Source organism: Psychroserpens ponticola (assembly GCF_023556315.2).
Taxonomy (GTDB): domain Bacteria; phylum Bacteroidota; class Bacteroidia; order Flavobacteriales; family Flavobacteriaceae; genus Psychroserpens; species Psychroserpens ponticola.
This window is the reverse complement of sequence record NZ_CP116221.1, coordinates 1,090,256-1,116,832: the sequence shown is the minus strand read 5'-3', so window position 1 is coordinate 1,116,832 and position 26,577 is coordinate 1,090,256. Positions and strand designations below refer to the sequence as shown.

Here is a 26,577-nt window from a genome sequence, read left to right as displayed (position 1 = left end):
AATTTTCATTGAAGACTTTTGCTTTTGGGTGGAAGACCGGGTTCGAACCGGCGACTTTCGGTACCACAAACCGACGCTCTAACCAGCTGAGCTACAACCACCATATTATTTTATTTAAACTCCGAAAAGTTTTCCAAAAGGAATGCTCTAATCAGCTGAAAAAGAGCCACCATTTAAATTGGACTGCAAATGTAAATTATTTCACAGTTATGACAAAGACTTTTTTTTAAAATTATTACTTCAAATCAAACAAACTATCTACAGCAACATAACGCTCTACTGTAAAGCCTTCAGCATACTCTACTCCTACCAAACGACCTAGGTCTCTTGCTCTGTAATTTATACTATCAGTAAAATTTTTACTCGAAATAGGTGTTTGAGGCTCCTTACTATCAGGATCATAAAACTGTGTTTTATAAGCTAATACAGATGCCATTTTAGTATCTATAAAACCTGTAACATCAACTGTTAACTCTGGTTCTATATTTTTCCACTGTATGTAATGATACACTTGTTTTGGTCGCCATTGCTTTTGTTGGTTCCCCTCAAGTTCTGTTTCTATTTTTATCAATCCACTTAAAAAACAAGCATCACTGACCAATTTACTTCCTTTTCCATGATCTATGTGTCTATCATCAATAGCGTTACAAAGCACAATCTCAGGTTGATACTTACGTATCATTTTAATAATTTTTAATTGATGACTCTTATCATTAACAAAAAAACCATCAGCAAAGGCTAGATTCTCTCTAACAGAAACACCCAAAATTTCGGCTGCATCACTTGCTTCCTGATCTCTTGTTTCTGCAGTTCCACGTGTTCCTAATTCACCACGTGTTAAATCGATAATTCCAACTTTTTTTCCGTTTGCTACTTCTTTTGCAATGGTTCCACCACAACCTAATTCTACATCATCTGGATGCGCTCCAAAAGCGAGTATATCTAATTTCATTTTCAAAATATTTAAATGTCGTAATAACTGTTGACGACATTTTTAAAATGAAACACTTAAAAACATCAAGCAAGAATTATAAACAAATCAAAATTAACTTAAAAAACAAAGCTACCATTTATAACTCAATACTACTCACTCGTTTTCGTAAATATTTTATGCATTAATTTTAATAAAATTTAGTGAAAATCACAAAAGTATATCAATAAACCATTCCATGATATATGTCATATTTAATCCTCGGCATTACTTATAACTTTATATTATAAATAAAGGTAACGTCTTATGTATCTAATGCTTATCATATTAATAATCACAATTACTCTTTTTGTTTGGGGCAAATTTACACCAGACATCATTGCTTTATTATCTATGATAAGTTTGTTCCTTTTGGGAATACTAGACCTAAATGAAACACTGAGCGGATTTAGTAATCCGACAGTCATAATGATTGCTGCTCTATTTATTATTGGTGAAGGACTCTCACAAACTGGTTGGACAGCTGTAGCTGGGAAAAAATTCATAAAACTCGCTGGAAAAAGCACAACAAAATTACTTTTAATAACAACGCTTGGCTCTGGAATTTTATCAGGTGTTGTAAGTAATACAGGAACAGTAGCAACCATGATGCCTGTAACCATTGCTTCAGCTTGGAATATTGGAACAATGCCTTCAAAGTTATTAATGCCAGTAGCTTTTGGCTCTAATACTGGTGGACTTCTTACTTTAACTGGAACTCCTCCAAATATAATTGTAAACAATACAATGATTGAAAGCGGATTAGAAGGCTTCTCCTTTTTTGAGTTTGCGCTTATTGGTTTACCTCTATTACTAATCACACTTCTATATTTCAAATTCATAGGATTCAAATTATTACCTAATAACAAAACGAATAATAAACCTGTAGATATTAGTACTACACTTCATAAATGGATTGAAGCCTATAAAGTTGATGATGATTATTACCGACTTAGAGTGAGGTCTGTATCTCCTCTTTTAAACACGAAACTAGGTGACTGGAATTTTGAAACAGAACATCATGTATCTATAATCAGAATCAAACGAAGACATCCTAACCTCCTCAAAGGAAATGATCCTTTTATTGAGTTCCCAACCAATAGTACAGAATTCATGTATCATGATATTATTACTGTAAAAGGTAATACTGAAGCTATAAATGCTATCATGATACAATTCAGATTAGGTCTATTACCCTTAGAGCCTATTGCAGATGAATTACAAAACAATCTTATTAACCAAGAAGTTGGCATGTCTGAAATCATTGTAACTCCAAAATCTATTTTAGTCGGAAGAAAAATACGTTTAGGGAATTTCTTTAAGCGATTCGGAGTTCAATTAATGGCTGCTTCTCGTAATAATGTTCCATTTACTGAACGCGAAATAATTATAAAAGCTGGAGATGCCTTTTTAATTAGAGGTGCTTGGAGTGACATTGAACAACTTAAAGAACATCATGAAAACTTAGTCATTATTGGTAGTCCTGAAGGCATTGCAAAAACTGTAACTAATATTACATTTAAGTCTTATGTAGCACTATTTGCTTTAGTACTAATGATTGTATTATTAGTATTTAAATTAGTTCCTGGAGCAATTGCTGCACTCATTTCAGCAGGTATTGTTCTACTATTTGGTTGTGTTCCTATCTCTAAAGCATACAAAGGAATAAGTTGGATTAGCGTGATTATGATTGCAGCAATGATACCTATGGGATTAGCACTACAAAAAACAGGAACTGCAGAATTAATTGCTAATGGCTTAGTTGATACTCTAGGAAGTTTACATCCAATCGTATTACTTGGAGGTGTTTTTCTGTTAACAACAACATTTAGTCAAGTCATTAACAATTCTGCAACAGCTGTACTTATGGCTCCAGTTGTAATTATTTCAGCTAGTACACTAAATATGTCTGCAGCACCTTTTATGATTGCTGTTGCTATTAGTGCATCTACAGCATTTTTAACACCAGTTGGCACAACAACCAATGCCATGGTTATGACTGCAGGAGGCTATAAATTTTCAGATTATTTCAAAGTAGGTTTCCCTTTATTGATACTATTTCTTATAACAACACTACTACTCGTGCCATTAATTTGGCCATTCTATAACATTTAAATTATTAATCATGAAAACACTTTTAAAACAACCAAATATGAAAACAAGAGACCTTAGGAAGTACGGATTAAAAGACACAAATGCACATTGGAATCTTTCCCCTGAAGAATTACAACGCATCACTGTTGAAAAAGGCATGGGAAAAGAAACTAAAAACGGAACACTAGCTGTCAACACAGGTAAATACACAGGACGTTCACCTCAAGATCGCTTTATTGTTAAAGACGATTACACTAAAGATCGTATTTGGTGGGGAAAAACAAACAAAGCCATTTCATCTGAAAACTTCGATTATTTACAATCTGAAATCACTAAATATTTAAGTGGCAAAGAAATTTATGTAAGAGATGCATACGTTTGTGCAGATCCCGAATACAAAACTAATGTTAGAACTGTCACAGAATATCCTTGGTCTAACATGTTTACTTATAACATGTTTTTAAGATCTGACGAATCTGAACTTGAAAATTTTGAAGAAGAATGGTTAGTGCTTTGCGCTCCAGGATATGAATGCCCAGAACCAGCTAAATATGGTTTAAGGCAAGGGAATTTTTCATTGTTAAACTTCACTAAAAAAATTGCTCTCGTTGGCGGTTCTGCATATACAGGTGAAATAAAAAAAGGGATCTTTTCTTCTCTAAACTTCATATTACCTGTAGAAAAAGAAGTCTTACCAATGCACTGTTCAGCAAATGTTGGTGAAGCTGGTGATACTGCAATTTTCTTCGGATTATCAGGAACTGGAAAAACAACTTTATCTGCAGATCCAAATCGTAAACTTATTGGCGACGATGAACATGGTTGGACTGCAAACAACAATATCTTTAATTTTGAAGGTGGTTGCTATGCAAAAGTGATTGACCTTACTGAAGAAAAAGAACCAGATATCTTTAGAGCAATTAAGCCAGGTGCTATCTTAGAAAATGTAATTTTCAAAGACAATGGTGAAGTCGATTATATGGACAGTAATATTACGCAAAATACTCGTGTAAGTTATCCTATTTATCATATTGATAACATCCAAGAACCTTCATTTGCTGGAAATCCAACAAATATTTTCTTCTTAACCTGTGATGCGTTTGGCGTCCTACCTCCTGTTTCAAAATTAACACCAGGACAAGCGGCTTATCATTTCATTTCTGGTTATACAGCAAAAGTTGCAGGTACAGAAGCAGGAATTACTGAACCAGTTCCTTCATTTTCAGCTTGTTTTGGCGAACCATTTATGCCTTTACATCCAACTAAATACGCAGAAATGTTAAGTAAAAAAATGCAAGATGCAGGTGTTAATGTTTGGCTAGTAAATACTGGCTGGAGTGGTGGTCCTTACGGAACTGGCTCTCGTATTAAACTGAAATATACTCGAGCAATGATTACTGCTATTTTAAATGGTGAATTAGATGATGTCGCATTTGATCAACATCCAATATTTGGATTATTTATGCCAAAAGCTTGTCCTAATGTGCCAACTGAAATTTTAGATCCTATAAATACTTGGGAACAAAAAGGAAATTATATCAGTAAATCAATTCAGCTAGCACATTCATTTCACTTAAATTTTGAAAAATTTGCAAGTGAAGCTTCAGATCAAATCATTGAAGGTGGCCCATTAATTGATGAGCATCACCACTTAAATGATCATGTATAAACTATAAACAAAATGAGGTTGGCAACGACCTTGCAAAGGTTAATCCATAACTCTTAAATTAGCCAACCTCATTTTTATTTTTCACTATAATTCATTTAAAGAACTATTATGAAACGCTATTTTATTAGTATAGTGTTTTGTATCACTACCTTTTTGTCTTTCGGACAAACAAATCCGGAAAAAGAACTAGGCAGTTGGTATATGCTTTTTGGAACACATCAAGTTTCAGGTAAATTAAGTATAAATACAGGAATACAATTAAGAAACTATGAGGTTGTTTCTAATTACAACCTGAATTTACTCTATACTGGAATCAATTACAAAATTGACTCAAACATATTATTCACTTTCAATTATGGGTATTTAGATATTGATAAAAGCATCGAATTCACAAATATCAAAAATACAATTGAACATCGCTTTTGGGAACAATTATCATTCAAACATAAACTTTCAAAGATTCCTATAAATCATAGATTCCGTTTTGAGCATCGCTTTCTTCATGACTTAACTGACAATAGTATTCAAAATCGAATTCGGTATCGATTAGGAACACATATTGACTTAAACCAAACTTTTTTTATTGTTGCAAATAAAGAGTTTTTCTTAAATATTAAAGGAGAAACATTTAGAGAGAATCGGTTGTATTTTGGATTAGGGATAAAGCTGAACAAACAGTTCAAACTTCAATTAGGTTATTTGAATCAACATATAAACAACTTAAATTTAAACCGATTACAATTTGGGCTATATATTAAAACTGATTTACGAAAAAGAAATAATTCCAATTAACTAAGACGTCCATTCCTTCTGTTCATCTTCAGTTAAAAAAGTCCAGGCCACTACTCTACTAATCTTATTTCCTAAAGAAAGCTGTAGAATTTTAAAATCAGTAACTCCAAGTTTTTTCAATGATGCTTCCATACTTAGAACGTGTTGGGTTTTAGATACCAAACAGGTATACCAAAAGCAATTTGTTTTTAGAAGCGAGCTTTGATACAAGTAATTATGAACAAAGGCTTTCTCTCCTCCTGGATACCACAATTCTTTTGCAGTACCACTAAAATTGCGTGCAACTTTATCCGTTTGTTTTCCTAATCCTTTTTGCTTCAACAGTGTATTTTCATTAGCTTCTGCTTCATTTTTGTAAAAAGGCGGATTACAAAGTACTGCAGAAATATGTTCCGAAGGCAATAAAACGCCATTTAAAATAGATTGTGGATCATCTTGAAATCGCAATTCTATATGCTTGCTTAAACTATTTTTTTCTACAATTAACTTAGCATTTTCAAGCGCTTTTTTATCAATTTCAGAAGCTATAAAATTCCAATTGTATTCTTTATGACCAAGTAATGGATAAATGCATGTTGCTCCTGTTCCTATATCAAAAACTGTAATATCTTTTTTTAATCCTGAAGCCTTCAGCAAATCATTTAGTAAATGAACATATTCAACTCGCCCTGGTATTGGTGGACATAAGTTCTCATCAGGGAATTTCCAATAATCAATTCCGTAATGCGTTTTTAATAATGCAGAATTAAGATACTTTACCGCCTTAGGATTTGCGAAATCTATAGTGTTTTTAGCGTATTTACTTTCAAAGACAAATTCTGCTAATTGAGGAAAGTTAGCTATAAGTTCTTTAAAATTATAGTCTTTAGAATGTTTATTATTTTTATGCACAACTAGCTGTTTTTATTTTAATTAAAGCCTGTTTAATATCATTTTTTAAATCCCTAAACGTTTCAATTCCTACAGAAAAACGAATCAATTGATTACTAATTCCAACGGCATCACGTTCATCTTGAGTTAAAAGCGCATGAGATGTTTCAGCAGGCAATAACATCGTACTTTCAACACCTGCTAAACTCATTGATGATTTTATTAAATTAAGTTGGTTTTGAAATGCCATAGCATCAATGCCTTCAACTAATTCAAACGATAGCATTGCACCAAAATCATGCATTTGGGATTTTGCCAATTCATGTTGCGGATGATGTTTTAATCCTGGATAATTTACTTTAGCAATAGCACTATGATTATCTAAAAACTGAGCCAACTTCTTAGCATTTTTGGTTTGAGCTTTTACTCTCAATGTTAATGTTTTCATACTGCGCTCTAACATCCAAACTGTAAAGTCACTCAAACTTCCTCCTAGATTTTTACCAACATTCCAAATGCGTTCAATATGTTCTTTTGAACCTGCTACTGCTCCAGCCAAAATATCGCTATGACCACCTAAATATTTCGTTGCAGAGTGCATAACAAGATCAATTCCGAAGTCAATCGGATTTTGATTAATTGGACTAGCAAAAGTATTATCAATTGAAGACAAAATTCCTTTGGATTTTGCCAAACTAGCAATTGCTTTAATATCTGTAATCGTTAGCAATGGATTTGAAGGTGTTTCAATATGAATCAATTTAGTATTCGGTTGAATGGCAGCTTCAAAATCTGAAACGTCATAGCCATCAGTAAATGTATACTCAATTCCGTATTTAGAAAACTCTTCTCTAATAAAGTTAGTCGCACCACCATATAAGGTATTTTGAACAACCAAATGATCTCCTTTTTGAAGAAATGCTAAAAACATATGACTAATTGCAGCCATTCCGCTTGCAAAAATGAGCGCATCTTCAGTATGCTCTAAAGCAGCTATTTTTTTGACTAAGTGTTCTTGATTTGGTGTATTAAAATAACGAGGATAGCGTTTAACATCGACGTTATCAAATTGATATGAAGTGGATAAATATATAGGAGAAATTGCACCTTTAAACTGTTCGTCCTTAATCTCACCAATGTGAGTACAAATGGTATTGAGACCTAACTTTTTCTTTGACATAACCTTATGCATTTTAAAATTTAAAGTTAATGAAAAAAGTACAGTTCGTCGAACATTGATGCACCTCAACAATTGTATCCGAAAGGTATTGATTATCAGCACTCTTTTATTTATATTCGTGACAACTAACTAACAAACTATATGTTTAAAGCTGTATTATTTGATATGGATGGTGTTATTGTTGACACTGAACCACTTCACCATAGTGCGTATCATGAAATGTTTAAAGATGTAAATATTGAAGTTTCTGATGATTTGTATGCCTCTTTTACAGGACAATCTACTTTTACAATTTGTGAGCAGTTAATAGCGCATTTTAATTTACCCTTAAGTCCTCATACGCTTGTTGATATCAAACGTGATCATTTTAAATATTTATTTGAACATGATAAAAGCTTAGCATTAATTGATGGTGTTCTTGATCTTATAAAAGATTATCATTCTAACGGAATGACTTTAGTACTAGCTTCATCTGCATCTATGGTAAATATCAATCGTATTTTTGAACGCTTTGATTTAAATCAATATTTTAAAGCGAAAATTAGTGGAGCTGATTTGGTAGCTTCCAAACCTCATCCTGAAATTTTCATCAAGGCTGCGGAATTATCTGAACACAAACCTGATGAATGCTTTGTGATTGAAGACTCTACTAACGGAATAGTCGCTGCAAAATCAGCAAACATTTTTTGTATAGCATTTAATAGTCCACATTCAAAAGGACAAGATTATTCAAAAGCAAACGTAGTTATTGAAAACTTTAGTGAAATCACATACAATAAACTAAGCGATTTACTTAGTGCTGTATAATACTATGACCTACTTTTAAGTAATGTATTTTGTTCTTCAATTAATTCAGTAAGCTTAGATAATAACTCAATATCTTTAGGAGTTGAAACCACCTCATTTTTAGGGTCTTGAGCTTTATCTCTTAATCTATTCATTCCTTTTACAACTAAAAATACTGTCAGCCCTATGATTAAAAAATCTAGGAAGGTTTCAAATAAGACACCATATTCAATCGCGACTTCTTGAACTGTGATTTCTCCATTAGCATTTGCAATAGCATCTCTTAGAACATACTTTTTATCTTGATAATTAAGTCCATCTGTCATTAATGATAATGGTGGCATGAATACTTTTTTTACCAATACATCAATCACTTTATTAAAAGAAGCACCAATAATAATACCAATGGCCATATCCATCATATTACCTTTAACCGCAAACTCTTTGAATTCTTTAAAAAATTTCATAAGATTCTATTTTTTATAGAATTTGACATACTTCCTATATGCGAAATAACCTAGAAGTGCAACAGCAATTAAGATTCCAGCTATATATTGATAACTTAAAATCTGTTGACCAGATTGATATGAATGCAATCCTGAAAGGTAAAAGTTAACACCAAAGTATGTAAATACGATAAAGGCAATACCTATTATAGAGGCAAAATTAAATCCGAAACGCCCTCTTAAACCAGGAATCAAACGCATATGAATAATAAATGCATAAGCCATAATACTAATCAATGCCCAAGTTTCTTTAGGATCCCAACCCCAATATCTTCCCCAACTTTCATTTGCCCACATACCTCCTAAGAAGTTTCCAATGGTAAGCATGATAAGACCAACCGTTAAAGCCATTTCGTTAATGATTGTAAGCTCTTGAATGTTGAGCAACATTTTTTGTTTGTTCTTTTCAGTAGTAAAAATCATCAATATCATTACTGTGACGCCTAAAACCATTCCTAAGGTAAATGGTCCATAACTTGCAACTATAACAGCAACATGAATCATTAACCAATAACTATCTAAAACAGGTTGCAAGTTTGAAATTGCTGGATCCATCCAACTCAAATGCGCTACCATTAAAAGCATAGATGTTACAAAAGCAGTCGCAGCAACAGTTATATCTGAAGATTTATTAAGAAATAAACCATAAAATGGAATCACGAAAGATGATATGGTAGAACCTAAGGTTTTTTCTTTTGCTCTGTCTTTTCTTCTATGTGCCAGCATTAACCCAAATAACATTGTTGCCCAAGCCACATAAATTATTGATTCATAAGCATCACTCCAAGGTGCATGTCCTGAAATGTACCATCGCACAATTAATCCAGCAGTATGAAGTAAAAACAAGAAAACTACAATACCTACTAAAATTTTAATACTAAGGCTTAATATTTTACTATAAGATTTAAAAATTTGAATTATAATTAAAACAAACAATATAACACCTGCATACATATACCAGCTGAAAAGCTTCTTAAAAATATCGTATTTATTATATAGAATTTCAGCTTTAACTCTATCATCAGAAATCATTACTTCACTACCTAATTTCTGTTGGTTTTTTTTAAATCCTTCAAGAAGCTTGTTTGAATTGGTATAATCACCTGTTTGTTTAGCTTTATACAATTCAGAAAGGTAGTAACCGAAACTATTTTCGATAAATTTTCCATAGATAGAATCGTTTACTTTTTCTTCAAATTGTTCTCTATATTCTATTGGAGAAATCCACGTATTTTTTTCATCTTCTGGAACAGGAAAAATCTTTAAAGAACGTCCTTCAATCGTATTAAACAAAAGACTGATACGTTGGTCTGTTTCTTTAAATTCTTTCTGAAAACCATTTGCAACTTGATTTTTGTAGGCGTCTTCTAGATAAGGTGCTAATTTATAGCTTCCATCCTGCTCTAAAAAATCTGTAAGAGCTACATACTTTTCACTTTCGTCAACACCAATGATATGTCTAATAGAATCTCCTTTGCGCTTTGCTAAATATATCATTGGAACATTATACCAAAACAACGGACTTTCCTGCATTGACAAGATAACTTGATTTGAATCGAATTCTTCGTAGTGATCTTGTTTACTAACCTTACGTAAGACTTCTGAGCCATAAGTATTCATAGGCATCATTCGTCCGCTATAATCTTGAATCACTAATTCTCCAAATACATCTGAATGCGATTTAGGTGTAATATTAGCTCTAATCACAGAATCAATCTGCGCTTTTGTAGGCTTTACAATCTTAACTTCACTACCATGATCATGTCCATCATTTGCTGAATGCTCTTGAGTAAAACCTAAGAAACCAAGGCATAATAAAATAATAGAGAGTAGCTCAGCTTTTTTAGATTTCACTTTATCAAGCGAACGTTTAAGATCTGCGAATCTTGTTCCTTTATCAAACATAATAGCCATCAATCCAAAATACAGTAGCATATATCCTAAATAGGTTATCCAAGTTCCCCATTGATCATGGTTTACTGAAAGTTTTGTTCCTTTTAGGTCTTGATCAAAACTTGCTTGAAAAAACCGATATCCTTTATGATCTAAAACATGGTTCATATAGATGTGGTAATCAAAATCTCCTTGCTCTTCATCAACTACTGTTACAAGACTTTCAAAGGCAGAAAAGCTATCTTCAGTTCCAGGAAAAACATCAGCATTAAAATCGTTTAGTTTTATGCTAAATGGTAATTCCTTTACCATAGCACCATACTTCAAAGCAACATCTAAACCTCCAACTTTAACTTGCTCAAATTGTCCGCTAATATATTGTCCACCAAGAAGGTTAACCGTTTTTGTTTCACCATTAGCAGTTATGTTCATTACGATTCCATCTTCACTTCCTCTTAACATTTGTGAACGTTTCACAAGCTCAAACTGGCCTTGAACGACAGGTTTTGGAAACACCATTGACAAGTTAGCGATTTGATATCTTGAGCGCAATACTAATGGTTGCAACGAATCTTTTACCAATTTGCCAGTAGCTCTAGTTGCCATAGTCATGTAATCCCCTTCAAAAGGCGATTCAATAAAAATTCCATTAGTGCTATCTGTTGTGATATTGATAGCTCCTTTTTTAGGGCTATTTAGAGTAAACACTAAATTATGAATGAGTTGATCTTCACCATCTTTCAAATAGTGATTGTGAGGTTCTCCTCCTGAGGATTCAACAATTTTTAAATAAGATTCTCCATTATCGCTTGGAACGATATCAATTTCAGCACCTTTTATAAATTTTTCTACAGCTAAAGTCACTGGTGTTCCATTATATTCTGTAATAATGTCAAGATCATTATTTAAACGCTCTGAAAAATCAACACGTTCATTAACTACCTTACGTTGCGCTTTTCCATCTATAACATAATCACCATCTATATATGCAGTAACAAAAATATCTCTAGTAAGAAAGTTATTTGTGGTTTCACCTTCTCTAATAGGCATCCAACCTTCATAACCAATGTATCGCGTAATTCCTGCTCCAATAAATATAAAAATGAATGCCAAATGCAATGTTAATGTTGCCCATTTTTTCTTTTTATACAATCGATATCTAAAAAGATTTCCAATAAAATTAATTGTGAACAAGACCATGATAAGTTCAAACCACCAAGCGTTATAAATCCAGTATCTTGTGTATGGCGTTGGAGATGTTTCTTGACTAGCATCTAAAAAAGTACCAGTAATCATTGCTGCTGCAAAAACAATAAATAAAATACCTGTTAGACGTGTTGAAAAAAGGATATTAGTAATTTTTTTTAGCATAGCTTTTGATTGAAATTTTACATAACTTTTTTAGCTGTGCAAAGGTAACTATTTTAGTTCATTTACATCTAAAGAAATCCGTTCTAAAAAGTGTTAAAAAGATGCGATTGAGTTATTTCTGTCGTGCTTCAAAAATCTTTAAATACATAAATGCACCCATTTTTCGAGCTCTTCGTTTGGCATTTTCTACTACTTCACCTTCAAATAATTCATCTAAAGTCTCATACCAGAGGTTAAGCCAAATTCCAAAATGAAGCTCTGTTATTGAATGATTAAAATTTTCATCAACTTTAACATGAGCTTCAAGCGGGTTTCCATAATACTTTTTCTCGAGCTTTCTTGTCATAAATAAACTGGTTTCCCAAAACGCAGTTAAATGATTTAAATGGTCTTCCCAATGTTTAATAGTATCATTAAAAAATGGTCCCAAAACCTCATTTCGCCTTACTTTTTTATAAAACTCAGAAACCAATAAGGCTATGTCTTCTCTATTTTGAATGTCCTGTTTCATTACTTGTAAAGTTAATTGTTTAAAACTAAACAGGAAATCAAAATAACATAATTTATATGTCGTAATTCTATTGTATTTTAGCAGTATGATTTCAGTAGTAATATTAGGAGCAGGCAATGTTGCCACGCATTTATATAAAGCATTTCAAGCATCAAAAGACGTCACTGTTAAACAATGGTATAACAGAAGTTTAAAAACAATTGAAACGTATAAAAATAAAGTTGAAACCACAGATGACCTGTCAAAATTGGTAGAAGCAGATGTTTATATTTTAGCCGTTAATGATGATGCCATTGCAGAATTATCGTCTCTATTGCCATTTGAAAATAAATTTGTTGTGCACACTTCAGGAAGTGTAAGCCCTTACGATATTGATAAAAAAAATAGACGTGGTGTTTTTTATCCGTTGCAAACCTTTTCAAAGGCCGCTCCAATAGATTTTTCTGAAGTTCCGCTTTGTCTAGAAACATTAAGAAGAACAGATTATGCCCTTTTAAAAAAACTAGGTGCTAGTATTTCTGATCATGCTAAACGCGTTAATAGTGATCAACGTGCTTCACTTCATTTGGCTGCTGTTTTTGTGAATAATTTTACAAATCAGATCTATCGCGTAGCACAAGAAATCACAGAATCTCAAGGCGCAGAATTTGATATGTTAAAACCTTTAATTCTAGAAACTGCGAAAAAAGTGCATCATATGTCGCCATATAGAGCGCAAACTGGTCCAGCGAAACGCAACGATAAGAAGACCATAAAAAAACATTTGAAAGCGTTAGACAATGAGCATCACGAAGCCATTTATAAACTGCTGACAGACTCAATCAAAAAAACTCATGGAAGATAAAAGCTATAAAGAACATTTACACAAAATCAATACCTTCATTTTTGATGTAGATGGCGTACTCACTGATGGTACAGTTACCATTATGACAAATGGTGATATGCTAAGACGTATGAATATTAAGGATGGTTATGCACTAAAAACTGCTGTTGATGCTGGATTTAATATTTGCATTATTTCTGGCGGAAGTAATTTAGGTGTACAAAAACGTTTAGAAGGTTTAGGCATTAAAGACATCTATCTTGGAGCTCACAATAAAATTGATCAGCTCAACGAATACATTGAAAACAAGAATTTAAAATTAGAGAACATTCTATATATGGGAGACGATATTCCTGATGTTCCTGTGATGAAATTGGTAGGATTACCTACGTGTCCACAAGATGCAGTTTACGAAGTTAAAGCCATTAGCAAATATATTTCTCATAAAGATGGTGGCAAAGGCGCTGTAAGAGATGTGATTGAACAAGTCTTGAAAGTTCACAATAAATGGGATGGTAATTTTGATGCCAAATACGATTAATTTTCAGAGTAAAAAACTATAAAACCTTCAATCCTTGCCTATTTTAAATCTTATTCGTTACAAGAATTTATTACTAATTATAGTAGTTCAACTCTTAATCCGATTTGCCTTATTTGAACCTTTTCAGATTGATGTAAAATTGAATCTGCTAGGCTATTCCCTATTAATTTTAGCAACAATTTGTATTGCTGCTGCAGGAAATATCATTAATGACATTTACGATATCGAAACTGATACTGTAAATAAACCTGACAAATTAATTATAGGTAAATCTATTTCAGAGAAAACGGCTTTTAATCTTTATATCACTTTAAACTTAATTGGTGTTGGACTTGGGTTTTATTTATCACATAGTGTTGGTAAAAGCGCTTTCTTTTCCATTTTTGTAATTATTTCTGCAGCATTATATGTCTATGCTTCCTTTTTAAAACAGACTCCTGTTATTGGTAATATTGTTATTTCATTACTAGTAGCAATGAGTATTTTAATTGTTGGGATTTTTGATTTGTTACCAGCTATTACTGAAGATAATAAAACAACACAGATTACATTTTTTAGAATTCTTGTCGATTACGCTGTATTTGCATTCCTTATAAATCTGGTTCGTGAAATGATAAAAGACATTGAAGATATAGATGGTGATTACAATGCTCAAATGAATACACTTCCGATTGTTATTGGTCGTGAACGTGCAAATTATATTGCAATAGCGGTTAGCTTATTACCAATTATTGCAGTCATTTATTTTATAGTCACCTATTTATACAAGCAACAAATCGCAATTGGTTATTTTCTAACCTTTATTTTGGCACCTTTGATTTATGCTACAATTAAATTATATAATGCGACTTCAAAAAAACACTATCATTATATTAGTACGACATATAAAGTCATCATGCTTTTAGGAATGTTATCTTTGTTATTATATCCTTTTATTCTGAAATAATTTAGTTTATGTTAAGCGACAAACTGAAAAACCACAATCTCATTTTAGCTTCTGGATCTCCAAGAAGGCAGCAGTTTTTTAAAGATTTAGGTCTTGATTTTGAAGTAAGATTAAAACCTGTTCACGAAGAATATCCAAAACGACTCAGACACTTTGAAATAAGTGATTACTTATCGCAATTAAAATCGCTTCCATTTAAAGATGATTTAAAACCAAACGATATTCTTATTACAAGTGATACTATAGTTTGGAATGATGAAAAAGCCCTCGGAAAACCTTCTAGTAAAGAAGATGCTTTTAATATGCTACAATCTATGAGTCATAAAACTCACGAAGTGATTACCTCTGTTAGTTTTACAACAGCTTCTTCTCAAAAAACCGTAAATGCGATTACTAAAGTTACCTTTAAAGAACTTACTGAAAAAGAAATCATCTACTATTTAGACCACTACAAACCATATGACAAAGCAGGCGCTTATGGGATTCAAGAATGGATTGGTCATATCGGAATTACAAGTATTGAAGGATCCTATTTTAACGTCGTCGGTTTACCTACACATTTAGTTTATAAAACATTAAACAGTATGGTTTAGTTAAACTATTTCTAAGTTACCTTTACTGTTTAAATAAGACATTATAATTTTCTAACTATGTTTTTTGAAACTTATCAAACTGAATTGATCTTAACTGCAATAGTACTTCTATTTCTTTTTATCATTAGAATTATAGCGCACACATTAGTAAGAAAAATAGGAAGAAAAAGCGGAATTAATGATGCGCGAATTAAATTGATTTGTCGGTATGTTTCGGTTGCTCTTATTCTTATTGCATTACTTATTGAAGCCTTTGTTTTTGGTGCTCAATTAAAAGAAGTTACAGTATTGTTTTCTTCAGTATTTGCAGTAATAGGTATTGGACTTTTTGCAATTTGGTCTATATTAAGTAATATCACCTCTGGAATTATTATGTTTTTCAATTTTCCTTATAAAGTAGGCGACAAAATTGAGATTCATGACAAAGACTTTCCTATAGAAGCAATTATAGAAGATATTAGAGCATTTCAATTACATTTAAGACTAGATAATGGTGATTTGGTAACCTATCCCAATAATCTAATGTTGCAAAAAGCAGTGACTCTCGTTGAAAAAGATGCAATAGATGACTTTTTTGACGAAGGAAGTGATTCTATTTAATAAAAAAAATCCTTGAAGATTTTACCTCAAGGATTTTATATATTAAAATATTAGATCATTTATAAAACGGCCTTAGCCTTTCTATCTGGAACTATTGAAGAGGTATCATATCCTGAAAACTTTTTCATATAATGCTTTACAGTAGAACCATAAGCATCTGAAAAATTCTGATGACCATAACTTCTTAAGTACTTCTTTACAGAACCTGGACCAGCTAAATGTGCTGCAGCCAAAATACCAGACTCAGTTACCAAAACACCATTGATTTTCTTTCCATCAAAACGCTTGATATCTTTTCTAAGAATCCATTTGTTACGCTCTGCATTGGCAAGAAACGCTTTTTCCTGTAATTCAGGATTGTATAAAAATTGATTCGGATTGTAAATTCCAATCATTTTTAAAGTTTCAGCTCCAAATTGGTACTTTCCTAAATACCCTAAAGTATTTACGGTAAAATAGTTTCCTCTTGATTCTTTAAAGGCTAAAGCTTCTTTAAATCCTGTATACGATTTTCCTATATAAGGGAAATACGTGTGCTTTTTTTGAAAAGGATTTGACAAATGTGTTTCTGTAGCTTCAGTTGTTGAAGCTACATCATGTTGAACTGTGAAGTCCAATTCTAATCCCTCAGTCGAATACATAGCGACATCTAATGAAGGGCTCGGTTTTAGTGCCATAAACATAACACTACAAATAGCTAGAGGGATAGCAAAATAATTACTTACTTTATTCATCATAATAGCTAACTTTATGTATGGTAATATTGTCCCTTTAATTACCTTACAATTTCAGCATGCAAATATAAGCCATTTTTTAAATTATTGAAAATAAGCAGTTAAAGTGTTGTTAAAAGTAGATGTAATGGAACTTTACCGTCCCTTTATCGTTGAACTGCATGGTTGGAAATGGTACTTTAATCGTGTTAAAAACGTCAAACAACGATCTCAGCAGCCTAGATTTTGTCTTGATTTTCGACAAATCGACGTCTAAACTCAGGTAATATTGACGCTGTCTATTCTGACTTATGAATAAGTTATTAACGTTTTCGCTTTTTCCAGTTAACATTCCATCTGCACCATAGCCAAAAGCGACGTTTAGCCAACCTGGAAGTGTACTCGATTTTACAAAAGAATTTACATTTGCACTCAACCAATAGGTCTGACCATTATAATCTTTTAGGAATTCTTCCATGAAACCATCGCCTAACTTATCAGGACGCAGAGATGCATATTTTGTTTGATGAAACGAATATTTTAATAAGATGCGTTGTTCTTTCCAAAGTAATTCTTGTCCGATATACAATCCTGTACCTGCTGCATTTGCTGCCATATCAGACCATGAAAATCCCCATTCTGCGCTGTAACCATCTAAAACTTCAACAGCTGTGAGAAATGTAAACCCTAATGTAGCACCATATATTAATTGATCTTTTTTATTGACACCACTCCATTTTAAAACATCTGCTCCAACTTTTCCTAATTGATAGGCAGAAAATGCATGACCAAGTTTATCCATTTGAAGCCATTCATCTGAATCATTAATCGTATGAAAATTAGAGCGCGGAAAATCTTTATACCATAATTGATCTAAACCAGCTAAAGTTAAAGCACCTAAAGCGACTTCAGTGATTATAACGGTATTTCTTCGTGACGTATTTAAAGTATCACTTGGTTTTAGAAAAGTATCTAGTTTAGACTGTGAAAATGAATTGATTGACACAAATAAAAGAAGACAAATATGTGCCAAACGATATTTCACTCCTATCTATTAATGCCTTGAGATGATAAATACCTCTGATATTCTCTTGCATTTACATTGTGTTGAGATAACGTTTTAGCAAACTTATGAAAACCAGGTTTTTTTGCATTTGCTGCGAAATATAAATACTTGTGTTTCTCGAAATTCAATACAGCATCTACAGCAGAAATGTCTGGCATAGCAATCAATCCTGGAGGCAATCCAGCATACTTATACGTATTATATGGAGATTCTATTTCTTTATGAATATTAAGGACTCTTTTGATTACAGTGTTTTTATATTTTGGTAGTTTATAAGCAGCAAATTTTAATGTTGGATCCGCTTGTAAAGGCATGCCAATTCTAATTCTATTTAGATACACTCCAGCAATTCTCGGTTGCTCGACAGACTGTTTTGATTCTTCATAAACAATTGAAGCTAAAGCCATCACTTCATCTCTAGACAATCCTATTGCTTTTGCTTTGGCATTTCTATCCGTATTCCAAAAGCGATTATACTCTTTAAGCATTCGGTCTCTAAATGCTTCTCCTGATGTATTCCAAAACACCTCATAACTATTGGGAATATACATGCCTAAAGCTGTTTTATCTGAAAATCCACTTGACTTTAAAAATACGTCGTTTGTCATTGCTTCGATTAATGACAAGCTATCAGCTTCTATTTGCTGACTTACACGTCCTGCTAATTTCTCAAGAGATTCTTGATTATTGAATGACAATTTTATAGGTTTATTTCCAATTCGAATAGAATTGATAATATCATTATTACTCATTCCTTTTTTAATAACGTATTTACCAGCTTTTAGATTAGTGGTGTATTTTTTTTGAGTTGCTAAAGCATCAAAGCCATCAATATCAATTAGCAAAGGTTCTAATTGTTCTCTCACGTCTTCGTAAGAAGCATTACTAGACACATAAATATAAGCTTCGTTATTATTAAAAGCAGTATTCGCTTTAAACATGGCTCCATACACAAAGTATGCAAAATAAGCTGCTACTAACAAGCCGATAAGTGCGATTGCCCAAAGTATTTTTTTGATATACATATTATTTCAATATTCGTTGTAAGAAATATTCATTTTTGAAAGCACCATTAACTAAATTCCAGTCTTTTTTAAGACCTACAATTTCAAAACCATGATTCTTAAACAGTTTCAAACTCATTCTATTGTCTTCGGAAACATTACAATATAATTGTTGCAAATCTAAATGATTGGCAGAATAATCAATTAGTAATTCTAAAGCTTCATTGCCAAATCCTTTTTGTCTATTAGCTATATCTTTTATTAAGACACCAATTCCTGCGCGTTTATTTTTAAAATCGAAATCAAACAAATCTATAAGTCCGACTGCAAGATTATCAGAGTTACAAATCACCAAACGCAATTGCTTTGCCTCAAAAATATCTTGATGAGCATTTTCAAGATACTGCTTGATTAAAAATCTGGAATAAGGCGTCATGGTATTACTAATTTCCCAAACCGACTGATCATTTTCAATCTCATAGATAAAATCTAAGTCTTCTGGCTCTAAAGCACGCAAATAAATATGTTTACCTTTTAGATTTATCATTAAATTTCTCCTTTAAAAACTAGAGTTGCTGGACCAATTAACCAAATATTCTTATAACCTTTATCTACTGTTTCAAAAGACACATTTAAAAGTCCACCTTGTGTTTGCAGTGTTATTACATTCTTTTCCGTTTCACCTATAAAATGCATTGCTAGAGCTACTGCTGTAACACCTGTTCCGCAAGATAGTGTTTCATCTTCTACACCACGTTCGTAGGTTCTTACCGAAAAATTAGTCGTAGTGTTTTTAGACACGAAATTCACATTACTACCTACTTCATTATAAGGTGCTCCATATCTAATTTGATATCCTTTAGTCTTGATATCAAGTTGTTCTAATTCTTCTTCTAGTTGCACATGATGTGGAGAACCAGTATCTAAAAACACATGCGTATTATGATTTTCAATAATTGAAACATCTTGCATTTTCAAACTCACAATAGCATGATCAATTGTAGCTTCATGAAAACCATCTATAGCTTCAAAAGTTGCTGAATCTTTTATAATTCCAAGATACTTTGCAAAAGCAATAATACATCGTCCTCCATTACCACACATCGAACTTTCATTTCCGTCAGCATTATAATACACCATTTTAAAATCTGTTGTAGCATGATTCTCTAAAAGAATTAATCCATCAGCACCAATTCCAAAACGTCTGTCACACAAAAACGCGATACGTTTCGTGTCTTTTTTATCAAAAAACTGCTGACGATTATCAATCATCACAAAATCGTTTCCTGTACCTTGATATTTATAAAAAGTCAATTGCATATGGATGCAAATATAGGAATAATGCCACGATAATTATAGTGTTAAATGAGCGTTAAAAGTGACGTTAAAAATCGTTAAAGTTGAATTGCGAATTCAATAAATAGCTAATTTTAATGTTACCTAATTATAAATATATTTAAAAAATGAAAAAAATCTTAACTTTAGTATTTGTTTCAGTATTAGGTGGAGTAATTACATTATCTGCCTACAAACTATTTTTGGAAAAAGAAGATCCCATCACTGTTCAAAATTCAGTAGAACAGCCCTTTTTTGTTCCAACAAATTATAAAACGAACAACGCTAATTTAGTAGCAGCAGAACACCATAGTTTTGTAAATGCTGCAGAAAAAACTGTTGACGCTGTTGTTCATGTTAAAAACACAGCTTTAGTTTCTGCTCCAATGACGATGCAAGATTTATTCTTCGGAAGACAACAATCTAAACGCGCACAAGTAGGTACTGGAAGTGGTGTTATTATTTCACCAGATGGATACATTATTACCAACAACCATGTGATTGCTGGTTCTGAATCTATTTCAATAACTTTAAATGACAATAAGATATATGATGCTGAACTTATTGGAACCGATGAAAAAACAGACATTGCTCTTTTAAAAGTTGAAGCAGAAAATGAGTTGCCTTTTATCACTTTTGGCGATTCTGATGCTGCACATATTGGTGAATGGGTTTTAGCAGTTGGCAATCCGTTTAATCTAACATCAACAGTTACTGCTGGAATTATTAGTGCAAAAGCAAGAGATTTATCTGGTAGAAATTCGCAATCTTTTATTCAAACTGATGCAGCCGTAAATCCAGGAAATTCTGGAGGAGCTTTGGTAAATACCAATGGAGAACTCGTTGGAATTAATACAGCTATTTCGTCTCAAACTGGATCATATATTGGATATTCGTTTGCTGTACCAAGTAATATTGCCAGAAAAGTTGTAGAAGATATTATAGAATTTGGAAATGTTCAAAACGGAATTTTAGGCGTTTCACTTCTCAACACCAATTCTAAAGAAGCCATTGAAAAAGGTCTCAATGAAATTAATGGTGTATATGTAGCTGATGTCACTGAACAATCAGGAGCTGAAAAAGCTGGCATTAGAACTGGTGATATCATCAAGAAAATAGATAATATAGAGATTTCTAAATTTTCAGATTTAAGTGGCTACCTCAAAACCAAACGTCCTGATGATGTTGTAAATGTTGAAATTATTAGAGATGATAAAGTAAAAACATTTCCAGTTTCACTTTCAAAAACTGACATTCTTACTGTTACTTTTATGAAAATGGAATTGAAGAATCTTTCAGATGAACGCAAATTAGAAAGTGATATTGATTATGGTGTTGAAGTTGTAAGAAACAATAATGATTGGTTATCTGAAAATCTTGGCATGTCTTCAAATTATATCATTACAGATATTAATAACATTAAAATAAAAAGCATTGAGGATATTTCTGTATTAAAACAAAAATATGGCGCAAATCCTGAGCAATACATTAAAAAAATCGGACTTATTAATAAAAACGGAGAGCGTGAGCAATTTTTAATTCGCTAAAAACACTAAATTTTTAGCACAGAAAACCCATTAAAATCAAATGAATTTAATGGGTTTTTTATTTTTCAAAAAAACGCTACGAAAACGTTTGAAATATATTATTTTTGCAAACTGAAACAGAGACGTTTTTACAATTTTAAGAGATTAAAGTTGAAGCGTTAAAACAAAAACACAACACACTAAATTTAAAACAATGAGTTTGAACGGAACTTATGAAAACGAATTAGCTTTTCAAGCAGATCGAAGAAGAGCAACAGTAGAATTTATTAAAATCGTGAGCGACCTTTGGTACGACAAATCTATCGAATTGGTATTGTTCAGAAACCAATTAATTGATAGAAATGTTAGCGAAATTTTAAATCTGCATGAGTATGCTGGAGAATTTGTACAAAAACCAATTTCAATTTTTGATTCGGTAGAAATAGCACAAGCTATTAAAACATTAGACCTTCCTCCTGCCAAATTAGACATTGGAAAACTAACTTACGAGTTTCACTTAGAAGACCAAAAGTATAGTAATGCTACTGGTTTTGTCGCTAATAAACTAAAAGGCGCTAAGAAAAATAAAAATATCAAACCAAAAGACGTCGTATTATACGGTTTCGGAAGAATTGGTCGTTTAGTGGCTAGAGAATTAATGACTAAAACAGGTAAAGGAAGTCAATTGCGTTTAAGAGCTATTGTAACTCGTGGAACGATTAACCAGACTGTTTTAGAAAAAAGAGCCTCTTTATTAAGAAATGATTCTGTACATGGTGATTTTTCAGGAACTGTAATTGCGGATGCAAAAAATAGTGCTTTAATTATTAATGGAACAACGGTTAACATCATCTCTGCGAATGCACCAGAAGATATTGATTATACAAAATATGGTATTAAAGATGCATTAGTTATTGATAATACAGGAGCCTTTAGAGATAAAGAAGCGTTAAGCAGACACCTAAAATCAAAAGGTATAAATAAAGTATTATTAACAGCACCAGGAAAGGGAATTCCAAATATTGTACATGGCGTAAATCATTTAGAAAATGATCCAGATAAAGTCGATATTTTCTCTGCAGCGTCTTGTACTACTAATGCCATCACTCCTATTTTAAAAGCCGTTGAAGATACATATGGAGTTATAAGTGGTCACTTAGAAACGATTCATGCGTATACTAATGATCAAAACTTAGTTGATAATTTCCATAGCAAATACAGACGTGGACGTGCAGCTGGATTGAACATGGTAATTACAGAAACTGGAGCTGGCAGCGCAGTATCTAAAGCATTACCATCTTTTGAAGGGAAATTGACTTCAAATGCAATTCGTGTACCAGTACCAAATGGATCTTTGGCTATTCTAAATTTAGATTTAGAAAAGAAAACTTCTGTTGATGCTATGAATGCAATGATGAAAAAGTATGCATTAGAAGGTGATTTAGTTGAGCAGATTAAATATGAAATGAGTGATGAATTAGTATCTAGCGATATTGTAGGAAGCTCAGCGCCTTCAATTTATGATAGTAAAGCTACAATTGTAAGACCTACAGGCAAAAACACCATACTTTATATTTGGTATGATAACGAATATGGTTATAGTCATCAAGTGATTAGATTAGCTAAATATATTGCTAAAGTTAGACGTTTTACTTACTACTAGTAGATAGAACATCTAAATTTATTTTTAAATCGTATATACTTTAGCCTCACAATTTGTGAGGCTAATTGTTTAATTATTTTGAAGTAAATCTTTATAATTTTATTATATTGTTCCCTAATAATCACACTATTAATTTTACCAACCAAGATGAAATTATTTAAAACGCTATTACTGTTAATATTTGCTGCATTCTATATAAACGCAAATGCACAAGATGTAGACGAAACTGATAAACTATCACTCAATAGTGGTACAATCGATAGTCAGTTTGAATATGTCTTTAGAAAATCCGGAAACTTTAAAGGCACTAAAGGCCAAAAATACGAAGCTGTAAAACAAGCTTGGTTACTCAAATTAAAGGCTAACGTTTTAGATTCACTAAAAACCACTTACCAAGATCTTGACGAAACACAAATAGTAGTAACAACTCAGGCCAAAACTATTGACGATTTAAATACTGAATTGACTAATACTAAGTCGGAATTATCGAATACTATTTCAGAAAAAGACAGTATGCAATTGTTTGGCATGCAAATGACTAAACCCAACTACAGCATGTTTTTATGGAGTATTGTTGGTGTGCTTTCTGCATTATTATTGTTTTTCATTTATAAATTTAAGAACAGTAATTCGACAACAAAACAAGCTAAGAAAACATTAGAAGAAACTGAAGAAGAATTTGAAGAGCATAGACGTAATGCTTTGGAGCGTGAACAAAAAGTAAGACGTCAATTACAAGACATGATTAATGAGCAGAAGAATGCTTAATAATTTGTCATATTGAACTTGTTTATTCATTAATACTTACTTTAAAGTATAAAATTCATAACTCTTTGAGTTCAGTATCTTATAACAATATCAATAAAAATCTGTAATTTCGATTACAGATTTTTTTATACATTACTATGTCATCATGCTGAACTTCTTTATTCATTGATAATTATTTTAAATTAAGTATTTATGAATCTTTGATTTCAACATCACACAAAATTATATTTTCATGAACATATACCAAGCAAAATATAAAAATCTAGAGACGTTAGTTCCATTATTTGATGCCTATCGTGTATTTTATAAACAAGAATCTAACCTAGATGACGCAAATACATTTTTAAAAGAACTTTTAAAAAAAGAGAAATCTGTCATTTATATAGCAACAATTAATAACAAAACTGTCGGATTTACTCAATTATATCCATTGTTTTCTTCTGTATCTATGAAACCTATGTATTTGTTAAACGATTTATATGTTGACTCAAACTATAGAAATAAAGGCATTGGTGAAGCTTTAATTAATAAAGCAAAACAATTATGCAAAGATGAAAACCAAAAGGGTTTAGCAATTCAAACAGCATTTGATAATCCAGCGCAACATCTATATGAACGTTTAGGTTTTGTTAAGGATACAGATTTACAGTTTTTTTGGAAGTGTTAATTAAGATCAAAAAGTCTCCAAACTTGCGCTTCTTTAAACCACCCAATTCACATATCTTTGCACACTATAAACAAAACTAATGCGCATAGACATCATAACCGTATTACCAGAATTAATCAAAAGTCCGTTTGAAGCCTCAATCTTAAAACGTGCAATTGAAGCAAAATTGGTAAGTGTCCATTTTCATAATTTACGTGATTTTGCAACAGGTGGTTACAAAGCCATTGATGATACACAATTTGGTGGAGGCGCTGGAATGGTCATGATGGTAGAACCAATTGATAAATGCATTACAAAATTACAATCTGAAAGAGACTACGACGAGATCATATATATGACGCCTGATGGTGAACGTTTAAATCAGAGCATCGCTAATCAAGTTTCAATGACAAAGAATATGATTATTCTTTGCGGACATTACAAAGGTGTAGATCAACGTGTACGTGATAAATTCATCACTAGAGAAATTTCAATTGGAGATTATGTATTGTCTGGAGGCGAATTAGGAGCTGCTGTGCTATGTGATGCAGTGATCCGATTAATTCCAGGTGTGTTAGGCAATGAAACTTCTGCCCTAACCGATTCGTTTCAAGATGGATTATTAGCACCTCCTATTTATACAAAACCTAGAGAATATGATGGTATGAAAGTCCCTGAAGTTTTGTTTAGTGGTAATTTTCCTGAAATAGAAAAATGGCGAGAAGAGCAAGCGTATTTAAGAACTAAAGAACGTCGTCCTGATTTGTTGGATGATGAATAAGGCAAAATAGTAAGTTAAAAGGCATAAGAAAATAATATTTCATCATTAAATATTATTATAAATAACACAGAATCCCTTTTACCTTAAACACTAATGCATCTGTGTTAAGGATTGCAGCATTGTTGAAGCTCCTCGCAGAGAGCGACTGCGGAAAGCCTGACCTTTTGCCATCCAATTATGATTAAAAACCTAGTAAACATGAGCAAAAGGGAACACCCAAATCAAATTCTAAAAACTTTTATCTTTTAGCGTTCTACTTAAAACTTTTTAATTATCTTTGCAGCCACTTTTGGATTAACCTCTGGCGAAAATCGTGAATGTTGGTTTGGAATAATTTATATAAATATAAAAAGATGAGTTCTTTAGTAAAATTTGTACAAGACGAATTTGTAACAAGAAAAGATTTTCCAGAGTTTGGAGCTGGTGATACAATTACAGTGTATTACGAAATTAGAGAAGGAGAAAAAGTACGTACACAGTTTTTTAGAGGTGTCGTATTACAACGTAAAGGTTCTGGTAGTTCAGAAACATTTACAATTAGAAAAATGTCTGGAACTATTGGTGTAGAGCGTATCTTCCCAGTTAACTTACCTGCACTTCAAAAAGTTGAAGTTAATAAAAGAGGAAAAGTTAGAAGAGCAAGAATCTACTACTTTAGAGGCCTTACAGGTAAAAAAGCAAGAATTAAGGAAGTTAGAAGATAATTTTCTAATTAGATATAGAATTAAAGCCTTGACAATGTCAAGGCTTTTTTGGTTATGAACTTTTGTTAATAACTTCGGTTCATAAAATGTGAATATCTAAAGTCTGTAGGTATTTGAAAATCACAAACAAAATCATAATTTAGCATAACAATTAACAACAAACATTGTTTGGTTTTGAATTAAATTTTGAATTTATGTTAAATTGCAATAAAGTAACGTTCTTTAT

Annotated in this window: 26 protein-coding genes and 1 tRNA gene; 15 read left to right on the top strand and 12 right to left on the bottom strand. The window is 32.1% G+C overall.

The annotated features are described in order from the left end of the window. Nucleotides 1-26: 26 nt before the first annotated feature. Both MUN68_RS04965 and bshB1 read right to left on the bottom strand, forming a co-directional pair. Nucleotides 27-102, bottom strand: a tRNA-His gene (locus tag MUN68_RS04965). 133 nt (nt 103-235) lie between these two features. Beyond that, complete coding sequence (gene bshB1, locus MUN68_RS04960) at nt 236-952, bottom strand: bacillithiol biosynthesis deacetylase BshB1 (RefSeq protein ID WP_249995559.1); 717 nt, start codon at nt 950-952, stop codon at nt 236-238. 294 nt (nt 953-1,246) lie between these two features. On the opposite strand from bshB1, the gene MUN68_RS04955 reads away from it, so the two are divergent. From MUN68_RS04955 to MUN68_RS04945, 3 genes are all read left to right on the top strand, one after another. After that, on the top strand, nt 1,247-3,085 hold the full coding sequence (locus MUN68_RS04955) for an SLC13 family permease (protein WP_249995558.1): 1,839 nt from the start codon (nt 1,247-1,249) through the stop codon (nt 3,083-3,085). Between the two features lie 10 nt (nt 3,086-3,095). After that, nucleotides 3,096-4,733 carry a phosphoenolpyruvate carboxykinase (ATP) gene (pckA, locus tag MUN68_RS04950; protein ID WP_249995557.1) on the top strand — a complete coding sequence of 546 codons (1,638 nt, stop codon included), beginning with the start codon at nt 3,096-3,098 and terminating at the stop codon, nt 4,731-4,733. A gap of 108 nt (nt 4,734-4,841) precedes the next feature. Further along, nucleotides 4,842-5,525: a DUF2490 domain-containing protein gene (locus MUN68_RS04945; RefSeq protein ID WP_249995556.1), complete on the top strand. Its 684-nt coding sequence runs from the start codon at nt 4,842-4,844 to the stop codon at nt 5,523-5,525. Here the strand turns inward: MUN68_RS04945 and rlmF are convergent, their stop codons facing one another. Both rlmF and MUN68_RS04935 read right to left on the bottom strand, forming a co-directional pair. Next, nucleotides 5,526-6,416 carry a 23S rRNA (adenine(1618)-N(6))-methyltransferase RlmF gene (rlmF, locus tag MUN68_RS04940; RefSeq protein ID WP_249995555.1) on the bottom strand — a complete coding sequence of 297 codons (891 nt, stop codon included), beginning with the start codon at nt 6,414-6,416 and terminating at the stop codon, nt 5,526-5,528. It abuts the gene before it with no gap. Beyond that, the gene (locus MUN68_RS04935) at nt 6,409-7,575 is read right to left on the bottom strand and encodes a trans-sulfuration enzyme family protein (RefSeq protein ID WP_249995554.1); all 1,167 of its coding nucleotides are present in this window, start codon (nt 7,573-7,575) and stop codon (nt 6,409-6,411) included. The genes rlmF and MUN68_RS04935 overlap by 8 nt, the downstream gene beginning before the upstream one ends. Before the next feature lie 141 nt (nt 7,576-7,716). On the opposite strand from MUN68_RS04935, the gene MUN68_RS04930 reads away from it, so the two are divergent. Continuing rightward, a complete protein-coding gene (locus MUN68_RS04930; RefSeq protein ID WP_249995553.1) occupies nt 7,717-8,382 on the top strand; it encodes an HAD family hydrolase in 666 nt (221 codons plus the stop codon). Between the two features lie 2 nt (nt 8,383-8,384). Here MUN68_RS04930 and mscL read toward each other — a convergent pair whose 3' ends face one another. The 3 genes from mscL to MUN68_RS04915 all read right to left on the bottom strand — a co-directional run bounded on the left by mscL (nt 8,385) and on the right by MUN68_RS04915 (nt 12,642). Continuing rightward, nucleotides 8,385-8,828: a large conductance mechanosensitive channel protein MscL gene (gene mscL / locus MUN68_RS04925; protein WP_249995552.1), complete on the bottom strand. Its 444-nt coding sequence runs from the start codon at nt 8,826-8,828 to the stop codon at nt 8,385-8,387. Between the two features lie 6 nt (nt 8,829-8,834). Continuing rightward, nucleotides 8,835-12,131 carry a cytochrome c biogenesis protein CcsA gene (ccsA, locus tag MUN68_RS04920; protein ID WP_249995551.1) on the bottom strand — a complete coding sequence of 1,099 codons (3,297 nt, stop codon included), beginning with the start codon at nt 12,129-12,131 and terminating at the stop codon, nt 8,835-8,837. 112 nt (nt 12,132-12,243) lie between these two features. After that, nucleotides 12,244-12,642 (bottom strand): group III truncated hemoglobin, encoded by a 399-nt coding sequence (locus MUN68_RS04915; protein WP_249995550.1) that lies wholly within the window; start codon nt 12,640-12,642, stop codon nt 12,244-12,246. A gap of 85 nt (nt 12,643-12,727) precedes the next feature. Here MUN68_RS04915 and MUN68_RS04910 point away from each other — a divergent pair, with 85 nt between their 5' ends. The 5 genes from MUN68_RS04910 to MUN68_RS04890 are packed head-to-tail and all read left to right on the top strand — an operon-like array spanning nt 12,728 to nt 16,145. Further along, nucleotides 12,728-13,486 carry a Rossmann-like and DUF2520 domain-containing protein gene (locus MUN68_RS04910; RefSeq protein ID WP_249995549.1) on the top strand — a complete coding sequence of 253 codons (759 nt, stop codon included), beginning with the start codon at nt 12,728-12,730 and terminating at the stop codon, nt 13,484-13,486. Further along, nucleotides 13,476-14,006, top strand: coding sequence for a KdsC family phosphatase (locus MUN68_RS04905; protein WP_249995548.1), 531 nt, complete (start codon nt 13,476-13,478; stop codon nt 14,004-14,006). The genes MUN68_RS04910 and MUN68_RS04905 overlap by 11 nt, the downstream gene beginning before the upstream one ends. 34 nt (nt 14,007-14,040) lie before the next feature. After that, nucleotides 14,041-14,952, top strand: coding sequence for a geranylgeranylglycerol-phosphate geranylgeranyltransferase (locus MUN68_RS04900; protein WP_249995547.1), 912 nt, complete (start codon nt 14,041-14,043; stop codon nt 14,950-14,952). An 8-nt stretch (nt 14,953-14,960) separates the two neighbouring features. Next, entirely contained in the window at nt 14,961-15,545 is a 585-nt protein-coding gene (locus MUN68_RS04895) for a Maf-like protein (RefSeq protein WP_249995546.1), read from the top strand. Between the two features lie 57 nt (nt 15,546-15,602). After that, complete coding sequence (locus MUN68_RS04890) at nt 15,603-16,145, top strand: mechanosensitive ion channel domain-containing protein (protein WP_249995545.1); 543 nt, start codon at nt 15,603-15,605, stop codon at nt 16,143-16,145. 59 nt (nt 16,146-16,204) lie between these two features. Here the strand turns inward: MUN68_RS04890 and MUN68_RS04885 are convergent, their stop codons facing one another. The 5 genes from MUN68_RS04885 to dapF form a co-directional block, all read right to left on the bottom strand. After that, nucleotides 16,205-16,882: a lytic transglycosylase domain-containing protein gene (locus tag MUN68_RS04885; RefSeq protein WP_249995544.1), complete on the bottom strand. Its 678-nt coding sequence runs from the start codon at nt 16,880-16,882 to the stop codon at nt 16,205-16,207. A gap of 109 nt (nt 16,883-16,991) precedes the next feature. Next, nucleotides 16,992-17,903 carry a DUF2279 domain-containing protein gene (locus tag MUN68_RS04880; RefSeq protein WP_272792404.1) on the bottom strand — a complete coding sequence of 304 codons (912 nt, stop codon included), beginning with the start codon at nt 17,901-17,903 and terminating at the stop codon, nt 16,992-16,994. A gap of 2 nt (nt 17,904-17,905) precedes the next feature. After that, the gene (mltG, locus tag MUN68_RS04875) at nt 17,906-18,949 is read right to left on the bottom strand and encodes an endolytic transglycosylase MltG (protein WP_249995542.1); all 1,044 of its coding nucleotides are present in this window, start codon (nt 18,947-18,949) and stop codon (nt 17,906-17,908) included. 1 nt (nt 18,950) lies between these two features. Next, on the bottom strand, nt 18,951-19,475 hold the full coding sequence (locus tag MUN68_RS04870; protein ID WP_249995541.1) for a GNAT family N-acetyltransferase: 525 nt from the start codon (nt 19,473-19,475) through the stop codon (nt 18,951-18,953). After that, nucleotides 19,475-20,248, bottom strand: coding sequence for a diaminopimelate epimerase (gene dapF / locus MUN68_RS04865; RefSeq protein ID WP_249995539.1), 774 nt, complete (start codon nt 20,246-20,248; stop codon nt 19,475-19,477). The genes MUN68_RS04870 and dapF overlap by 1 nt, the downstream gene beginning before the upstream one ends. 143 nt (nt 20,249-20,391) lie before the next feature. Between dapF and MUN68_RS04860 the strand changes: the two genes are divergently transcribed. The 6 genes from MUN68_RS04860 (at nt 20,392) to rplS (ending at nt 26,351) form a co-directional block, all read left to right on the top strand. Then, nucleotides 20,392-21,810 (top strand): S1C family serine protease, encoded by a 1,419-nt coding sequence (locus MUN68_RS04860; protein WP_249995538.1) that lies wholly within the window; start codon nt 20,392-20,394, stop codon nt 21,808-21,810. A gap of 193 nt (nt 21,811-22,003) precedes the next feature. Beyond that, complete coding sequence (locus tag MUN68_RS04855) at nt 22,004-23,452, top strand: glyceraldehyde-3-phosphate dehydrogenase (RefSeq protein WP_249995536.1); 1,449 nt, start codon at nt 22,004-22,006, stop codon at nt 23,450-23,452. A gap of 147 nt (nt 23,453-23,599) precedes the next feature. Further along, complete coding sequence (locus tag MUN68_RS04850; protein ID WP_249995535.1) at nt 23,600-24,220, top strand: tRNA (guanine-N1)-methyltransferase; 621 nt, start codon at nt 23,600-23,602, stop codon at nt 24,218-24,220. A gap of 232 nt (nt 24,221-24,452) precedes the next feature. Then, nucleotides 24,453-24,887, top strand: a complete 435-nt coding sequence (locus MUN68_RS04845; RefSeq protein ID WP_249995534.1) for a GNAT family N-acetyltransferase — start codon at nt 24,453-24,455, stop codon at nt 24,885-24,887. Between the two features lie 79 nt (nt 24,888-24,966). Further along, nucleotides 24,967-25,647: a tRNA (guanosine(37)-N1)-methyltransferase TrmD gene (gene trmD, locus MUN68_RS04840; RefSeq protein ID WP_249995533.1), complete on the top strand. Its 681-nt coding sequence runs from the start codon at nt 24,967-24,969 to the stop codon at nt 25,645-25,647. A 353-nt stretch (nt 25,648-26,000) separates the two neighbouring features. Then, a complete protein-coding gene (gene rplS, locus MUN68_RS04835) occupies nt 26,001-26,351 on the top strand; it encodes a 50S ribosomal protein L19 (RefSeq protein WP_249995531.1) in 351 nt (116 codons plus the stop codon). Nucleotides 26,352-26,577: the final 226 nt, after the last annotated feature.

What these genes read in the sequence shown, in the direction of transcription:
- bshB1 (WP_249995559.1), bottom strand. Translation starts at nt 952, where the DNA reads ATGAAATTAGATATACTCGCTTTTGGAGCGCATCCAGATGATGTAGAA.
- MUN68_RS04955 (WP_249995558.1), top strand. Translation starts at nt 1,247, where the DNA reads ATGCTTATCATATTAATAATCACAATTACTCTTTTTGTTTGGGGCAAA.
- pckA (WP_249995557.1), top strand. Translation starts at nt 3,096, where the DNA reads ATGAAAACACTTTTAAAACAACCAAATATGAAAACAAGAGACCTTAGG.
- MUN68_RS04945 (WP_249995556.1), top strand. Translation starts at nt 4,842, where the DNA reads ATGAAACGCTATTTTATTAGTATAGTGTTTTGTATCACTACCTTTTTG.
- MUN68_RS04935 (WP_249995554.1), bottom strand. Translation starts at nt 7,575, where the DNA reads ATGTCAAAGAAAAAGTTAGGTCTCAATACCATTTGTACTCACATTGGT.
- MUN68_RS04930 (WP_249995553.1), top strand. Translation starts at nt 7,717, where the DNA reads ATGTTTAAAGCTGTATTATTTGATATGGATGGTGTTATTGTTGACACT.
- mscL (WP_249995552.1), bottom strand. Translation starts at nt 8,828, where the DNA reads ATGAAATTTTTTAAAGAATTCAAAGAGTTTGCGGTTAAAGGTAATATG.
- ccsA (WP_249995551.1), bottom strand. Translation starts at nt 12,131, where the DNA reads ATGCTAAAAAAAATTACTAATATCCTTTTTTCAACACGTCTAACAGGT.
- MUN68_RS04915 (WP_249995550.1), bottom strand. Translation starts at nt 12,642, where the DNA reads ATGAAACAGGACATTCAAAATAGAGAAGACATAGCCTTATTGGTTTCT.
- MUN68_RS04910 (WP_249995549.1), top strand. Translation starts at nt 12,728, where the DNA reads ATGATTTCAGTAGTAATATTAGGAGCAGGCAATGTTGCCACGCATTTA.
- MUN68_RS04905 (WP_249995548.1), top strand. Translation starts at nt 13,476, where the DNA reads ATGGAAGATAAAAGCTATAAAGAACATTTACACAAAATCAATACCTTC.
- MUN68_RS04895 (WP_249995546.1), top strand. Translation starts at nt 14,961, where the DNA reads ATGTTAAGCGACAAACTGAAAAACCACAATCTCATTTTAGCTTCTGGA.
- MUN68_RS04890 (WP_249995545.1), top strand. Translation starts at nt 15,603, where the DNA reads ATGTTTTTTGAAACTTATCAAACTGAATTGATCTTAACTGCAATAGTA.
- MUN68_RS04885 (WP_249995544.1), bottom strand. Translation starts at nt 16,882, where the DNA reads ATGATGAATAAAGTAAGTAATTATTTTGCTATCCCTCTAGCTATTTGT.
- mltG (WP_249995542.1), bottom strand. Translation starts at nt 18,949, where the DNA reads ATGTATATCAAAAAAATACTTTGGGCAATCGCACTTATCGGCTTGTTA.
- MUN68_RS04870 (WP_249995541.1), bottom strand. Translation starts at nt 19,475, where the DNA reads ATGATAAATCTAAAAGGTAAACATATTTATTTGCGTGCTTTAGAGCCA.
- dapF (WP_249995539.1), bottom strand. Translation starts at nt 20,248, where the DNA reads ATGCAATTGACTTTTTATAAATATCAAGGTACAGGAAACGATTTTGTG.
- MUN68_RS04860 (WP_249995538.1), top strand. Translation starts at nt 20,392, where the DNA reads ATGAAAAAAATCTTAACTTTAGTATTTGTTTCAGTATTAGGTGGAGTA.
- MUN68_RS04855 (WP_249995536.1), top strand. Translation starts at nt 22,004, where the DNA reads ATGAGTTTGAACGGAACTTATGAAAACGAATTAGCTTTTCAAGCAGAT.
- MUN68_RS04850 (WP_249995535.1), top strand. Translation starts at nt 23,600, where the DNA reads ATGAAATTATTTAAAACGCTATTACTGTTAATATTTGCTGCATTCTAT.
- MUN68_RS04845 (WP_249995534.1), top strand. Translation starts at nt 24,453, where the DNA reads ATGAACATATACCAAGCAAAATATAAAAATCTAGAGACGTTAGTTCCA.
- trmD (WP_249995533.1), top strand. Translation starts at nt 24,967, where the DNA reads ATGCGCATAGACATCATAACCGTATTACCAGAATTAATCAAAAGTCCG.
- rplS (WP_249995531.1), top strand. Translation starts at nt 26,001, where the DNA reads ATGAGTTCTTTAGTAAAATTTGTACAAGACGAATTTGTAACAAGAAAA.